General features: G+C 30.3%; 17 protein-coding genes. 15 read left to right on the forward strand and 2 right to left on the reverse strand.

Annotation, left to right across the window (positions count from 1 at the left end; genetic code table 11):
* The first annotated feature begins 12 nt into the window (after window positions 1–12).
* The 7 genes from WHD07_RS10670 to WHD07_RS10700 all read left to right on the forward strand — a co-directional run bounded on the left by WHD07_RS10670 (window position 13) and on the right by WHD07_RS10700 (window position 4,375).
* Complete coding sequence (locus WHD07_RS10670) at window positions 13–438, forward strand: hypothetical protein (protein ID WP_343328375.1); 426 nt, start codon at window positions 13–15, stop codon at window positions 436–438.
* Window positions 439–664: 226 nt separating this feature from the next.
* Window positions 665–1,429, forward strand: a complete 765-nt coding sequence (gene map, locus WHD07_RS10675; protein WP_343328376.1) for a type I methionyl aminopeptidase — start codon at window positions 665–667, stop codon at window positions 1,427–1,429.
* Between the two features lie 255 nt (window positions 1,430–1,684).
* Complete coding sequence (locus WHD07_RS10680) at window positions 1,685–2,275, forward strand: TetR/AcrR family transcriptional regulator (RefSeq protein WP_343328377.1); 591 nt, start codon at window positions 1,685–1,687, stop codon at window positions 2,273–2,275.
* A gap of 532 nt (window positions 2,276–2,807) precedes the next feature.
* Complete coding sequence (locus tag WHD07_RS10685) at window positions 2,808–3,110, forward strand: DUF3817 domain-containing protein (protein WP_343328378.1); 303 nt, start codon at window positions 2,808–2,810, stop codon at window positions 3,108–3,110.
* Window positions 3,111–3,123: 13 nt separating this feature from the next.
* Window positions 3,124–3,333 (forward strand): hypothetical protein, encoded by a 210-nt coding sequence (locus tag WHD07_RS10690; protein ID WP_343328379.1) that lies wholly within the window; start codon window positions 3,124–3,126, stop codon window positions 3,331–3,333.
* A gap of 216 nt (window positions 3,334–3,549) precedes the next feature.
* Window positions 3,550–3,915: a VOC family protein gene (locus WHD07_RS10695; protein ID WP_343328380.1), complete on the forward strand. Its 366-nt coding sequence runs from the start codon at window positions 3,550–3,552 to the stop codon at window positions 3,913–3,915.
* Window position 3,916: 1 nt separating this feature from the next.
* Window positions 3,917–4,375 (forward strand): MarR family winged helix-turn-helix transcriptional regulator, encoded by a 459-nt coding sequence (locus WHD07_RS10700; protein ID WP_343328381.1) that lies wholly within the window; start codon window positions 3,917–3,919, stop codon window positions 4,373–4,375.
* Between the two features lie 268 nt (window positions 4,376–4,643).
* Here the strand turns inward: WHD07_RS10700 and WHD07_RS10705 are convergent, their stop codons facing one another.
* On the reverse strand, window positions 4,644–5,141 hold the full coding sequence (locus tag WHD07_RS10705; protein WP_343328382.1) for an isochorismatase family cysteine hydrolase: 498 nt from the start codon (window positions 5,139–5,141) through the stop codon (window positions 4,644–4,646).
* Window positions 5,141–6,193 (reverse strand): thiamine-phosphate kinase, encoded by a 1,053-nt coding sequence (gene thiL, locus WHD07_RS10710; RefSeq protein WP_343328383.1) that lies wholly within the window; start codon window positions 6,191–6,193, stop codon window positions 5,141–5,143. The genes WHD07_RS10705 and thiL overlap by 1 nt, the downstream gene beginning before the upstream one ends.
* Before the next feature lie 104 nt (window positions 6,194–6,297).
* Between thiL and WHD07_RS10715 the strand changes: the two genes are divergently transcribed.
* From WHD07_RS10715 to WHD07_RS10750, 8 genes are all read left to right on the forward strand, one after another.
* Window positions 6,298–8,217, forward strand: coding sequence for a M1 family aminopeptidase (locus tag WHD07_RS10715; protein ID WP_343328384.1), 1,920 nt, complete (start codon window positions 6,298–6,300; stop codon window positions 8,215–8,217).
* A gap of 438 nt (window positions 8,218–8,655) precedes the next feature.
* Window positions 8,656–9,432, forward strand: a complete 777-nt coding sequence (locus WHD07_RS10720) for a UDP-2,3-diacylglucosamine diphosphatase (RefSeq protein WP_343328385.1) — start codon at window positions 8,656–8,658, stop codon at window positions 9,430–9,432.
* Window positions 9,433–9,537: 105 nt separating this feature from the next.
* Window positions 9,538–10,527 carry an AAA family ATPase gene (locus tag WHD07_RS10725; RefSeq protein ID WP_068447642.1) on the forward strand — a complete coding sequence of 330 codons (990 nt, stop codon included), beginning with the start codon at window positions 9,538–9,540 and terminating at the stop codon, window positions 10,525–10,527.
* A gap of 69 nt (window positions 10,528–10,596) precedes the next feature.
* The gene (locus WHD07_RS10730) at window positions 10,597–11,466 is read left to right on the forward strand and encodes a DUF58 domain-containing protein (protein ID WP_343328386.1); all 870 of its coding nucleotides are present in this window, start codon (window positions 10,597–10,599) and stop codon (window positions 11,464–11,466) included.
* A gap of 19 nt (window positions 11,467–11,485) precedes the next feature.
* Window positions 11,486–12,403, forward strand: coding sequence for a BatD family protein (locus WHD07_RS10735; RefSeq protein WP_343328387.1), 918 nt, complete (start codon window positions 11,486–11,488; stop codon window positions 12,401–12,403).
* Complete coding sequence (locus tag WHD07_RS10740) at window positions 12,390–13,394, forward strand: VWA domain-containing protein (protein ID WP_343328388.1); 1,005 nt, start codon at window positions 12,390–12,392, stop codon at window positions 13,392–13,394. Before WHD07_RS10735 ends, WHD07_RS10740 begins: the two co-directional genes overlap by 14 nt.
* Window positions 13,395–13,440: 46 nt before the next feature.
* Window positions 13,441–13,803 carry a four helix bundle protein gene (locus WHD07_RS10745; protein ID WP_343328389.1) on the forward strand — a complete coding sequence of 121 codons (363 nt, stop codon included), beginning with the start codon at window positions 13,441–13,443 and terminating at the stop codon, window positions 13,801–13,803.
* A 27-nt stretch (window positions 13,804–13,830) separates the two neighbouring features.
* On the forward strand, window positions 13,831–14,877 hold the full coding sequence (locus WHD07_RS10750) for a VWA domain-containing protein (RefSeq protein ID WP_343328390.1): 1,047 nt from the start codon (window positions 13,831–13,833) through the stop codon (window positions 14,875–14,877).
* The last annotated feature ends 56 nt before the right edge of the window (window positions 14,878–14,933 follow it).

Genomic DNA, 14,933 nt, shown 5'->3' on the forward strand with positions numbered 1-14,933 from the left:
AAATACATAGAAATGAAAAAAAATATTTTAATTTTAACATTATTATTAATCACAATATTTTCTTGTAAAGATAAAAATATTAAAAATACTGGTATAAGTCAAATAAACGGAAGTGGTTTTGAGCCAAATTGGAATATAACTATATCTAATAAAAATGGGAAGGATTACACTTTCGTACTAATGACCATGCTAGGAGAAAAAAAGACAACTGGAAATCTTATTTTAGAAAACAATATCTCTGAAAAAGAAAACACAGATATCTTTTTTAAAGGTAATGATTCTAATAAAGAAATAATAACCATAATGTATAAAAATGAAAGTTGTTTAGATATGGCTGGAAATGATTCAGGTAAAACCATTATAGTTAAATGGAATAATCAAAAATTACAAGGGTGTGCTAAATTAATTAGACAAAACGAAAAGCAAAATATAAATTAAATTTATTCTTGAATTCAGTTTATATCAATAAATAACTATACACAACACTGTCTAAAATCAATCAAGGCTTGTTTCTTAATCAAGGTTTTGTTTATATTTACTAAATTACCAAACCTAGTTGATTTAACTTTAAATAATTATAAATAAAACAAAAAACTTCAGCTTAGTTCGTGCCTAAAAATCTTACCGATTTTCTACCCTATACTAAGCTTAAACCATAATAAAAATGTCAATAACAAAAGAATCCGAACTAATCGGAATGAAAAAAATTAGTGAAGTTGTTGGAACTACACTAAAATTAATGATAGAATATGCTAAAGTTGGAATGTCAACTAAAGAACTAGATGAATATGGAGGAGCTATTTTAAAAAGTTATGGTGCTAAATCTGCTCCTTATGAAACTTATGGATTTCCTGGTTACTCTTGTATAAGTGTAAATAAAGAAGCTGCTCACGGAATACCATCAGAAAAAAAAATATTAAAAGAAGGAGATTTAATTAATATTGATGTATCAGCAGAATTAAATGGTTTTTGGTCAGATAATGGAGGTTCTTTTGTACTTGGAAAAGACATTCATAACCACCAACCCCTTGTAGATGCTTCTAAAAACATTTTACGCAAAGCCATAAACAATATTAAAGGTGGAGTAAAAATTTCTGAAATTGGATATTTAATAGAAACCGAAGCAAAAAAGTCTGGATTTAAAGTCATTAAAAACTTGGCTGGTCACGGAGTTGGTAGAAGTTTGCACGAAGAACCTGAAAATATTTTAAACTACAGAGTTAAAAGTAACAGAGAACGATTTAAAAAAAATACTACCGTAGCAATAGAAACTTTCATTTCAACAAAATCAACTGTTGCTGTTGGGTTGAATGATGGTTGGACTTTAGTAGGAAACAGAGGTGGATATGTAACACAACATGAACAAACAATATTAATTACAGATAAAACTCCCATCGTTTTAACAGAATCAAACGGGATGTGGAAATAAAATTTTCAGCAAAGCTAGGTTGGATAAAAACTAATTTGAGAATGATATTATTAAGTTACATTATGAATAAAAAACAAATATTAGAAGGTTTATTGTTAATATTCCTTTTGGTACTCAAAGCAAAGTTTAGAGTTCTTAACGCTGTAATAATAACTTAACTATTATCTGTAATCCAAAACAAACATCCATAATTAAATAACTTCTTCAACTTGTTTTTTTTGATTACTTTTCAAATCCTACTAATTAGTATCTTTTATGACAAAAGCATCAAATACCCGACATAATATTCTTGAGAAAGCATTTGAGTTAATTTATAAGAAAGGTTACCAAACTACCAGCATTGACGAGATTATAGCAACAACAAAAGTTACTAAAGGAGCTTTTTACTACCATTTTAAAACAAAAGATGAAATGGGCATTGCTATTATCAACGAAATTGTTAAACCTATAATGCAAAAATCTGTTATTTTCCCCTTACAAAATACAGAAAACCCAATTGAGGAAATTTATTTAATGACAAAATCTCTGTTATTAGAAAATAATTTCTTAAAACTTGAATATGGATGTCCAGCAGGTAATTTATCACAAGAAATGACCCCATGGAATTCCGAATTTACAAAAGCTCTTAAAGAATTAATTGTTGAATGGCAAACATCTATTGAGAACAACATAAAAAAAGGAATTGAGGATGGTAAAGTTCGTAGCAATATAAACCCAAAACAAGTTGCCTATTTTATAATATCAAGTTATTGGGGAATCAGAAATTTTGGAAAAATATCCAATAATAACGATTGTTATAATTCTTATTTAGAAGAACTTAAAAGTTATTTAAGTAATCTTAATTAATAACCTTTAAATAAAAACATACCAATCAGTATGTTTTTATTATCTTTGCATCATTATTTAATAAAATACTGATGTACCAAACACTAATATTTTTCCATTCTATTGTACGTTGGCTTGTCCTAATAAGTATTATTTATTCAATTTACAGAGCTTATAGAGGGTATTTCCAAAATTTTCAATTTTCTAAACTAGATAATCTTACTAGGCATTGGACTGCAACAATAGCTCACATTCAACTTATATTAGGTATTATACTCTATACCCAAAGTCCAATCATAAAATACTTTTGGGCAAACTTTGATAAATCTATTAAGAACGTTGACACAACATTTTTTAGCTTAATACACATATTCCTAATGTTATTAGCAATTGTACTATTGACAGTTGGCTCTTCTTTGACAAAGCGAAAATTAAAGGACAAGGAAAAATTCAAAACAATGTTAATTTGGTTTTCAATTGCTATATTAATTATTTTTATAGCAATTCCTTGGCCCTTTTCCCCAATCGCAAACAGACCTTATTTTAGATAATTATGAAAAACTTACTTAAAACAAAAATTGGCAGGCTTAGAATTATTGGCTTCCTAGAAGGTATTTCACTATTGGTTCTTGTATTTATTGCTGTACCAATGAAATATTATTTTTATAATCCAAATTTAACAAAATTATTAGGACCTATACACGGAGCAATATTTCTGTTTTTTCTCATAAACACATTAAGTGTTGGTGTTGAACAAAACTGGAAATTTAGAAAAACAACTTGGAAGGTTATTTTAGCTTGTTTCATTCCTTTTGGTACATTTTATATTGACAAGAAAATTTTAAGCAACCTATAAAATCAGCTTAATAATGGTATCTATTTTTAAAACAAGCGTAAAAAGGAAAGCCGAAATAGAATTATTAAAACCTTATCTTGATGAATTGCTCAGTAAATCTAAATGGAATTTTGATCTTGAAGATTGTGACAAAATTTTACGAATAGAAGACATAAATTATTTAGAAATAAAAGTTGTTGAATTATTGGAAAGTTTGAATTTTAAGTGTGTAGAACTTGAATAATAATAGAATAAAAGATGAAAACTAGTTTAAAACATATATGTAGAATTTAGTATCAGTGTTAACCCGCTAAAATTTGCTGTTTCCATACATAAATCTCTCTCTAAATAAACTTCCAAAAAAACTTGTTACAACGTATAGCAATCAAAAATAATAAAAGTAAAATTACTTGCATATAGTTGTCACGAATACTATATTTGCAGCAACTAAAAAAAAGAAATGAGAAAATTAGAATTTGCATCTCTTCAAGTAAGAGATTTAGAAGTATCAAAAGACTTCTATACAAATAAATTAGGGTTTGAATTATCTGAAATGTCTAATCCGTATGCTTATGTTTTTAAATACAATAAAGGAGAAGCAAGTTTTGCTATAAGAACACCTATGGAGAACCTAGATGGTAAAGAACTGGGTAATGGTGTTCAACTTTGGTTTGCTATAGACAGTACTATTGAAGATTTACAAACAGACCTTATAGCGAAAGAAGTTGCTATTTTAGGCACAATCAACAACACTCCATTTGGAAAAACTTTGATTGTAAAAGACCCAGACAACTACACTATAACCCTCTTACAACCTTCCCTTTAAAATGAAAGAAATCGAATTTCAATTTAAAAGTCCAAATGATAGTCCAGGTTATTTACTGGGACAAGTAACTATGTTATGGCAACGCAAACTAAAAATAGTTTTAGACCCTTTAGATTTAACACAGACACAGTTTGTCTTATTAGCTGCCTTAGGTTGGCTTTCAAAAAAGAAAAATGTTGTTACCCAAGTTGATATTGCTAACCAAAGTAATGCAGATAGAATGATGGTTTCCAAAGTTTTAAGAACTTTGGAAAAAAAGAATTTTATCAACAGACAAGAACACCAAACTGACACAAGAGCTAAGGTGGTTACATTGACAGTTAAAGGTACAGATGTTTTGCAAAAAGCATTAACAGCGGTTGAAAATGCTGACTTAGATTTCTTTTCAATTTTAGGGAACAAATTATCCTCATTCAATCAGAGTCTGGCTAATTTGATTGAACAAGATAAAATTAAATAAAAGTATTAATTGTGGTTAACAATCCGTTTAACAAAAAACTACATTGAAAATGGATTATTCCGAAAGATTTAGAAAAAGAATTTTAAACTAAACCAAACTCAAAATAAACTTCTACTATTATTGATCTAACTTATTACAACAAATAAATTAGGGAAAGTTCATAAAAATAGAATTTTTGAAATTATTGGTCGTGTAGACAATTCTAATATTAGAAATTACTTTTGATGTTTTTTTTTAAAGTTGTATTTCTAAAAAAACGAGTCTACAATTATTTAGTACAAACCATTTCTTTTAATAATGAAATAGATATTGTATTATTATTTACTACCACTTTATCTATATCTTTTTGTGCTCCTGCAGCAATACCTTCTCTTAAAATTGAGGCTGTATAGCCATTATCTAAAGCACCTTTATAAGAAGCAAGCACACAATAATCTGCACAAAATCCTGATAGAAATACGGTATCAATATTTTCTTTTTGTAAAATATCATTACAATCTGTATTATAAAAGCAGTTTAAACTGCTTTTATGTATAGTATAATCTACTTTGTTCCAGTCTAAACAAGCAATAACATCAAAGCCTTTTTTACCAGGAATAGCTCCTTCTTTTTCATTTACATCCTGAACTAATATAATTGGATATCCTTGCTCTTTAAAACAATGAATCGCTTCATTAATTATTGGAGATACCGTTTCCATTGAAGATTTACAATAACCTTCAAGAAAAGCTTTTTGCATATCAATTATTAGTAACGCAGGCTTCATTATTTACTACTTTTCAAAGCATTCCAACCCTGTGCTTTCAATTCAATTTCTTGTTCTGCTCTTGTTACCAAATTTAACCCTTGGTTTTCTGCAGTAATATGACCAATAATAGAAAAATTAGGATTTCCTTTTATTTTATCGAAATCTGCAATAGGCACTGTAAATAACAGTTCGTAATCTTCACCTCCGCTTAAAGCAACCATGGTAGAATCTAATTCAAACTCTTCACAAGCAGAAATTACCTGCGGATCTAAAGGTAATTTATCTTCATACACCTTACAGCCTACTTTACTTTGCGTACAAATATGAAAAAGTTCTGATGAAAGTCCATCAGAAATATCAATCATAGAAGTTGGTTTTACTTCCAATTCTTTTAATAAGCCAGCAATATCTCTACGTGCTTCTGGCTTTAATTGACGTTCAATTAAATAAGTATAGCTATCTAAATCTGGCTGATTATTAGGGTCTACTTTAAAAACTTGTTTCTCTCTTTCTAAAACTTGCAAACCTAAATAAGCCGCACCTAAATCTCCAGAAACCACAATTAAATCGGTTTCTTTTGCGCCATCTCTATACACAACATCGGCTGTTTCTGCCTTACCAATTGCGGTAACAGAAATTAAGATTCCTTTGGTAGATGAAGTAGTGTCTCCACCAATTAAATCTACTTTATAGGTTTCACAAGCCAACTGAATACCTGCATACAATTCTTCTATAGCTTCTAACGGAAACCTGTTAGAAACCGCAATAGAAACGGTAACTTGTTCTGCAACTCCATTCATTGCATACACATCAGATAAGTTTACCATAACCGCTTTGTAACCTAAATGTTTTAGCGGCATATAACTTAAATCGAAATGTACACCTTCTATCAACAAATCTGTGGTTACTAGAGTTTGTTTATCCGAAGCATCTAAAACGGCAGCATCATCTCCAACAGCTTTTATTGTAGATGCATTTTGCACTTTAAAATATTGTGTAATATGATTGATTAAACCAAACTCACCTAGTTCGGCCAAGGACGTTTTTTGTGTATTTTTATCTTCTAACATGTTGCAAAGATAGGTACATTCTAAAAAAAGAAAGAACTACTTTAACACCTATATTTTTTATTTTACATTTTAAACAGTACTTTTAAATTCTAATCCACTGAGTAATGATTCGCCATATTGTACTTTTTTTCCTTATTTTTATCTATATTTCCAGTACAACTGCTCAAGAAATCATAGCAATTGCAGAAACTGAAGCTAAATCTGCGGCAACAAAAATTCAGTTTAAAGCAAACCCAAACACCTCAAATTACAATATTACTTACCATAAATTAGAGTTTACAGTAAATCCTGCTGTGGCAGCTATTTCGGGTAAGGTAACCACAACTTTTACCGCTTTAGATCAATTATCTACCGTTACTTTCGATTTAGATGATAATATGACGGTAACCTCTGTTACTCAAAATAATAATTCAGTTTTATTTACTCAAAATGCAAATGACGAATTAGTTATTACACTTCTAAACACCTTAAACCAAGGAAACGCGGCATCGGTAACCATAGAATACAACGGAAACCCAACAAGTAATGGTTTTGGTTCTTTTGAAGTAAATACACATGGAGAAGCAAATACGCCGGTTCTTTGGACACTTTCTGAGCCTTATGGAGCTTTAGGTTGGTGGCCTTGTAAACAAGATTTAAATGATAAAATAGACACTATTGACGTGTACATTACAGCACCGGAACAATATGTTTCCGTTTCTAACGGATTAGAGCAAGGCACAACAACTGCCTTAGGACTTAAAACCACTCATTTTAAACATCAATATCCTATTCCGGCTTATTTAATTGCCATTGCAGTTACAGATTACACTACGTATTCTCATCAAGTTTCTCATAATGACAACAACTTTCCGATTGTGAATTATGTGTACCCAGAAAACATAGCGTATGCACAAAGTAATACAGGAGTTACAGTTGATATTATGAAAAATTTTATCGATTTGTTTGGCGATTATCCTTACAAAAATGAAAAATACGGGCATGCTCAGTTTGGTTGGGGCGGAGGAATGGAACACACAACGGTTTCTTTTATGGGAAATTTTAGTAGAGGGTTAATTGCCCATGAACTAGCACACCAATGGTTTGGTAATAAAGTTACTTGTGGTAGTTGGAAAGATATTTGGTTAAATGAAGGTTTTGCAACCTACTTATCTGGTTTAACAATAGAACATTTAGATGGTGATGCTTCTTTTAAAAATTGGAGAAATACTACCATAAACTCGGTAACCTCATCTACAAGTGGAGCGGTTTACCTTTCTGACACTGACACCACAAGTGTTAGCAGAATTTTTAATAGTAGATTAACCTATAATAAAGGTGCCATGGTTTTACACATGTTGCGTAAAAAATTAGGAGATATTAACTTTTTTAAAGGTGTAAAAAACTACATAACCGATCCTAATTTGGCCTATGGTTACGCTAAAACACCCGATTTAATAACACATTTAGAAACTGCGAGTAGCCTAGATTTAAACGAGTTTTTTAACGATTGGGTGTACAACCAAGGATATCCAACTTACAACATAAATTGGCATCAACCAACAACAAACACCATAAGCATACAGTTAAACCAAGCGCAGAGTGATCCTTCTGTTTCTTTCTTTGAAGCCAATGTTCCAATACGCTTAAATGGAACAAACGGAGAAGTTTTAGATTTGGTTCTAAACAACTTAACAAATGGAGAAATATTTATAGAAAATGTAAATTTCTCTGTAAGTTCTATTGATTTTGACCCAGATTATCACTTAATTTCTAGAAATAGTACTACAACCTTAGGCTTAGAAAACAATAATTTTTTATCAGAAAATATTACTTTGTATCCAAACCCAGTAAGTCATTTTTTAACGATTGAGACATCAGAAAACAGTACGTTTAAAAATGCACTACTTTTTAATGCTTTTGGAAAAGAAGTACTAAAATCTAACAGCAAACAGATAAACCTTAATGAACTAAGTGCTGGTATTTATTTTATTAAAGTTTTTACAGATTCTGGAAACTTATATAGAAAGATTATCAAAGAATAGTTTTTTTTTTAATTGAAATGTTCTCGATACAAAATTTCTGAAAAAGAAATTTCACTCGAACTGACAATATGTATTATTCAAAAGACTTCTTAAGCGGAAATGACAAAACTGGGTGTAATAAAAACATACAATAACACGTTCAATTTGTCATTTCGAAGTATTGAGAAATCTCATAACAGTGATAACACAACACCTTCCAAACTTTATGTGATTTCTCCCAAAAAGGTCGAAATGACAAAACTGGATGGAAACAAAACTGAACGCAGAAAAAACTAAACGAAAAAAAACACAAAGCTTGTCACTTCGAAATATTGAGAAGTCTCATAACAGTGATACCACAAAATTGTGGTAACAAAAATTGTATCGAGATGTTTTTAATCCCTATCACTAGTTTATAAATTAGTTTTTCTATTTTTACCGATATAAATAAACAACTCCTTGATTTCTATAACAACTTCAGAAAATAAAAAAGTCTATTTTGCATCCGATCAACATTTTGGAGCACCAACGCCAGAAGCTAGTTTTCCTCGCGAAAAAAAGTTTGTTGCTTGGTTAGACGAAGTAAAAAAAGATGCAGAAGCTATTTTTTTATTAGGTGATTTATTCGACTTTTGGTTTGAGTATAAAACAGTTGTGCCAAAAGGTTTTGTTAGAGTTTTAGGTAAATTAGCCGAAATAAAAGATAGCGGAATTCCTATTTACTTTTTTATTGGTAATCATGATTTATGGATGAATGATTATTTCGAAAAAGAACTAAACATACCTGTATATCATGAGCCTCAAGAATTTTTAATCAACAATAAAAAGTTTTTAATTGGGCACGGAGATGGTTTAGGCCCCGGAGATCATGGTTACAAACGCATGAAAAAAGTGTTTACATTTCCTTTATTTAAATGGATGTTTAGATGGTTACATCCAGACTTAGGTGTACGTTTAGGACATTATATGTCTGTAAAAAACAAACTAATTTCTGGGGATGATGATGCTAAATATTTAGGGGATGATAATGAATGGTTGGTACAGTACTGTAAAGAAAAACTAACCGAACAACATTACGATTATTTTGTGTTTGGCCACAGACACCTTCCTTTAGAAATAAGTCTTAAACAAACTTCAACTTATATAAATCTAGGAGATTGGATTCAATATTTTACCTACGGAAAATTTAATGATTCCGAATTTAAACTGTTAAAATACAATAATAATTCCCTTTAAATTAAACAGAAACTTACGAAATCTTTAACCTACTTTTAACAAATAGCAATATGTTAAAATTGTAGCTTTGTTTTCGTAAAAAATAACACCTAATACAATATTACAATGGATGTAGATGTAAGAGCTATTAATGAAAAAATAGAAAGAGAAAGTGCCTTTATAGACATTCTTACTTTAGAAATGAATAAAGTAATTGTTGGGCAAAAACAAATGATAGAAAGTTTGTTAATTGGCTTAATTGGTAATGGACACATTTTGTTAGAAGGGGTTCCTGGATTGGCAAAAACATTAGCAATTAATACTTTGTCTAAAGCGGTACAAGCTAGTTTTAGTAGAGTACAATTTACACCAGATTTATTACCTGCAGATGTTGTTGGAACCATGATTTACAACATGAAAGAAAATGGTTTCGAAATTAAAAAAGGACCTATTTTTGCAAACTTTGTGTTAGCAGATGAGATTAACAGAGCACCTGCAAAAGTACAATCTGCTTTACTAGAAGCAATGCAAGAGCGCCAAATTACTATTGGTGATACTACTTTTAAGTTAGATGAGCCTTTCTTAGTAATGGCAACTCAAAATCCGGTAGAGCAAGAAGGAACGTACCCGTTACCAGAAGCACAAGTAGATAGATTTATGTTGAAGGTGGTCATTGATTATCCTAAATTACAAGATGAGCAAATTATTATGCGTCAGAATTTATCTGGCGGATTTTCAAAAGTAAATCCTGTAGTTTCTGTAGATCAAATTATAAGAGCAAGAGAAGTTGCTAACGAAGTGTATATGGATGAAAAAATTGAGAAATACATTCTTGATATCATCTTTGCAACTCGTTATCCTGAGAAATACAACTTACCACAATTAAAAGATTTAATTAGTTTTGGAGCATCACCTAGGGGAAGTATTAACCTTGCTAAAGCTGCAAAATGTTATGCTTTCATCAAAAGAAGAGGGTATGTAATACCAGAAGATGTTAGAGCAGTTGTTTTTGATATTTTACGTCACAGAATAGGAATTACCTATGAAGCGGAAGCAGAAAACGTAACTTCTGTAGACATTATCAATTCTATTATTAACGAAATTGAAGTACCATAGACAATTATCAATGAACAATTATCGGTTTTAAAACTGATAAATGATAAATGTTAACTGACAATTGAAAAGATGGATACTAAAGAAATACTTAAAAAAGTTCGTAAAATAGAAATTAAGACAAAGCGTTTGTCTAATGATATTTTTGGAGGTGAATACCATTCATCATTCAAAGGACGTGGTATGACTTTTTCTGAAGTAAGACAATACCAATTTGGCGATGATGTAAGAGCCATTGACTGGAATGTTACTGCGCGTTATAACGAGCCTTATATAAAGGTTTTTGAAGAAGAGCGTGAGTTAACCATGATGCTTTTGGTAGATGTTTCTGGCTCTGAATTATTTGGTACATCAACGCAGTTTAAAAAAGATACTGTTACAGAAATTGCCGCTACATTAGCCTTTTCTGCCACGCAAAATAACGATAAAGTAGGTTTAATTTTATTTTCTGATGATGTAGAACTTTTTATCCCTCCTAAAAAAGGAAAAAGTCACGTTTTACGAATTATTAGAGAGTTAATAGAATTTAAACCAAAAAGTAAAAAAACCAATATTGCTGCTGCTTTAAAGTTTTTATCTAGTGTGATGAAAAAAAGAGCCATTGTTTTTATGTTATCAGATTTTATGGATGATGATTACGAAAAAACATTAAAAATTGCGGCAAATAAACATGACTTAACAGGAATTAGAATTTTTGATAAACATGATGAGGAAATCCCTAATTTAGGGATGGTACCAATGTTAGATTCAGAAACTAGAGAAGTTAAGCTGATAAATACAGCATCGAAATCTGTAAGAACAAGCTACAAAGCAAACGCACTACGTTTAACAGATTATTATATAAACATGTTTAAAAGAAGCGGTGCAGGTGCTGTAAATGCTAGAGTTGATGAAAACTATGTGAAAAAATTACTAGGTTATTTTAAACATAAAGGAAGATAGTAACGTAGTTACCCTAAAAATGAAAAAACAAATACTTTACATACTACTATTTATTTCTACCATAGGTTTTGCACAAAACCCAATGGTAAAAGCAGAAATAGATACCACCAATATTAGAATTGGTGAACAGTTTCAATTAAAAATTACGGTAGATGAAACTCAGAATGTTATCGTTCCTAAATTACATTTAAAAGGTTTAGAGGTAATAGATTCTACCCAAGTAGATACTATTAAAAATTCTTTAATCAGAAAGTATATTTTAACTGGTTTTGATAGTGGTGCATTTTACATTCCGCAACAACAAATATTTGTAAAAAATCAAGCATTTTTAACAGATTCTTTATTGGTAAATGTAGCTACAATAGCTATTGACACTACCAAGGTAAAGAAATTTCCTATTAAATCTATTAAAAGCGAACCTTATACTTTTGATGATTTTAAAATATACGTCTACATACTTTTAGCTGCTTTGGCAATTATAGGTTTCTGGATTTACTGGTTTGTTATTAGAAAACGAAAAGAAGAGGAAGAAGAACCAACTTACAGAGCATTACCGCCTTACGAAGAAGCTATTTATAGGCTAAATGAATTAGACGAAAAATTATTGTGGCAAAACAATAAAGTAAAAGAATATTATTCTGAATTAACCGAAATTGTTCGTGGTTATATAGAACGAGAATTAAAGGTACCTGCATTAGAAAAAACAACTGACGAAGTTTTAGATATGTTAAAAGATTTTAAAGATGCAGAAACAATTCAGACCTCAGAAGACACCATTAAAAAGTTAAAAGCGTTATTACAAGAAGCAGATTTGGTGAAATTTGCAAAATCGAAACCTTTAGCTATAGAAATTGAAGAAAACAGAAAAGACGCACAAGACATTGTGAGTAATTTAAAACCTAAACCAATTATTGAAGAAAATGATGAATTGGAGTAATTTTGAATTTCATAGTCCGGGGTTTTTGTGGCTGCTAGCAATCATACCATTATTAACAATTTGGCACTTTTTTATGCGTAAAAAAGATGCCGCAGTTTTAACAATCCCTAGTATAAAAGGTTTTAATACAGACTCTCTTTTATCTAAATTAAAACCCGCTTTATATCTTTTAAGACTATTCGCCTTGGCAGCAATTATTATTGCCTTGGCAAGACCAAGAAACGTTGCTGTAAGTAAAAAAACAAAAACGAATAAAGGGATAGATATTGTTATGGCCATTGATGTTTCTGCAAGTATGTTGGCTAGAGATTTAGAACCAAACAGACTAGAGGCTCTTAAAAAAGTAGCTATAGATTTTGTAGATAGAAGACCTAACGACAGAATAGGAATTGTAGTTTACGCCGGAGAGAGTTTTACACAAACACCAATTACAAGCGATAAAGGGATTGTAAAACGTACTATTTCTGAATTAAAATGGGGACAATTAGAAGGCGGAACTGCCATAGGAATGGGCTTAGGTTCTGCAGTTAACAGATTAAAAGAAAGTACCGCAAAAAGTAAGGTTATCATTTTACTAACCGATGGTGTAAATAACTCAGGAAACATAGACCCTAGAACTGCTACAGAACTAGCCAAAGAATTAAACATTAAAACCTACACCATAGGAATTGGAACAAACGGAATGGCAGATTTTCCTTATAGTAGAGATCCTAGAACTGGTAATTTACAATTTAGAAAGCTACCAGTAGAAATTGATGAAGAGTTACTAAAAGAAATTGCCACAGAAACACAAGGAAAATACTTTAGAGCAACAGACAACGAGTCCTTAAAAGAAATTTATGATGAAATTGACAAGCTTGAAAAAACAAAAATAGAAGAATTTAAGTATTACAATTATCAAGAAAAATATAGAATTTTTGTCTTTTTAGGACTAGGATTCTTATTGTTAGAATTCTTGTTAAGGAACACAATATTTAAGAGTTTTATATAGAAAAAGGTGTAATTGTTTATTTGTTTAATCGTGTAATTGAAAAAAGGTGTACGTATTTTCATTTGAAAAATTAAAAGTTTGGCAAGAAGCTATTGATTTATCTGTAGCAGTTTACGGTATCTCAAAAGATTTTCCTGCTGATGAAAAATATGGAATTACAAGCCAATTAAAAAGAGCAACTAATTCAATAGCTGCAAATATTGCAGAAGGAACATCAAGAATTACAAACAAAGACAAAGCACATTTTTCAACAATTGCTTTTAGTACAACAATGGAAGTTTTAAATCATATTATTTTATGTCACAAATTAAAATTTATAGATGAAATTATTTATAATGATATAAGGCAACGTATTTACAAAATATCAAATATGCTTAATGCTTTAAGAAAATCTCAATTAAACAGTTAAACAATTACACAGTTACACCTTTTCAATATGTATCGTATAGAAGAACCAATTTATTTTTCCCTACTAATAATCGTTCCAGCAATGATTGTTGTTTTCTTGTTGGTTTTATGGTGGAAAAAAAGAACACAACGTAAATTTTCTGATTTAAATTTACTAAAAAAATTAGCACCAAATTCATCAACATTTAAATCGGTTTTAAAACTGGTATTTTTACTTTTAGGAATTACATTTTTAATAATTGCTTTGGTAAACCCTAAAATGGGAACCAAATTAAAAACGGTAAAAAGAGAAGGTGTAGATATTGTTTTTGCCTTAGATATTTCTAAAAGTATGTTGGCAGAAGATATTGCGCCTAACCGATTAGAAAAAGCAAAACAAATTATCTCTAAAACAATAGATCAATTAGGATCTGATAGAGTGGGAATTATAATTTATGCAGGAAACGCATATCCGCTTTTACCTATTACTACAGATCATGCAGCGGCAAATATGTTTTTGCAAAACGCAAATCCAGATATGGTTTCTAGCCAAGGAACAGACATCAATGGAGCCTTAGAATTAGCCAAAACATATTATAATAATGACGAACAAACCAATCGTTTTTTAGTAATTATTTCTGATGGAGAAGATCATCAAGAAGAAACAAAACAAGTTGCTAAGAATTTAGCAAACGAGGGCATTAAAATTTACACCATTGGTGTAGGATTAGAAAAAGGAGCACCTATACCTATGCGCGTAAATGGCTCTATGATTGGCTATAAAAAAGACAACAAAGGAGAAACTGTTATTACCAAGCGAATGCCAGATGTTTTACAAGGTATTGCAGATGCTGCCGATGGAAATTACATTGATGGTAATGTTACAGAAAGACCGGTTAAGGTTATTGCTGATGTGATTGCAAATGCTGAAAAAAGCGAATTTGAAACCAAACAATTCTCTGATTACAAAGACCAATTTCAGTGGTTTTTAGCCATCGGGTTACTATTTTTATTGATTGATATTTTCTTATTTGATAAGAAAACAAAATGGTTACGAAAAGTAGATTTGTTTAATGAAGAAAAAACAAATAAATAACCTAAGTTACTTCTAAAAAAGACACAATTTTATCAACTGAAAATACAGAATACCAA

This window comes from Polaribacter staleyi, assembly GCF_038024045.1.
GTDB classification, from domain to species: Bacteria; Bacteroidota; Bacteroidia; order Flavobacteriales; family Flavobacteriaceae; genus Polaribacter; species Polaribacter butkevichii.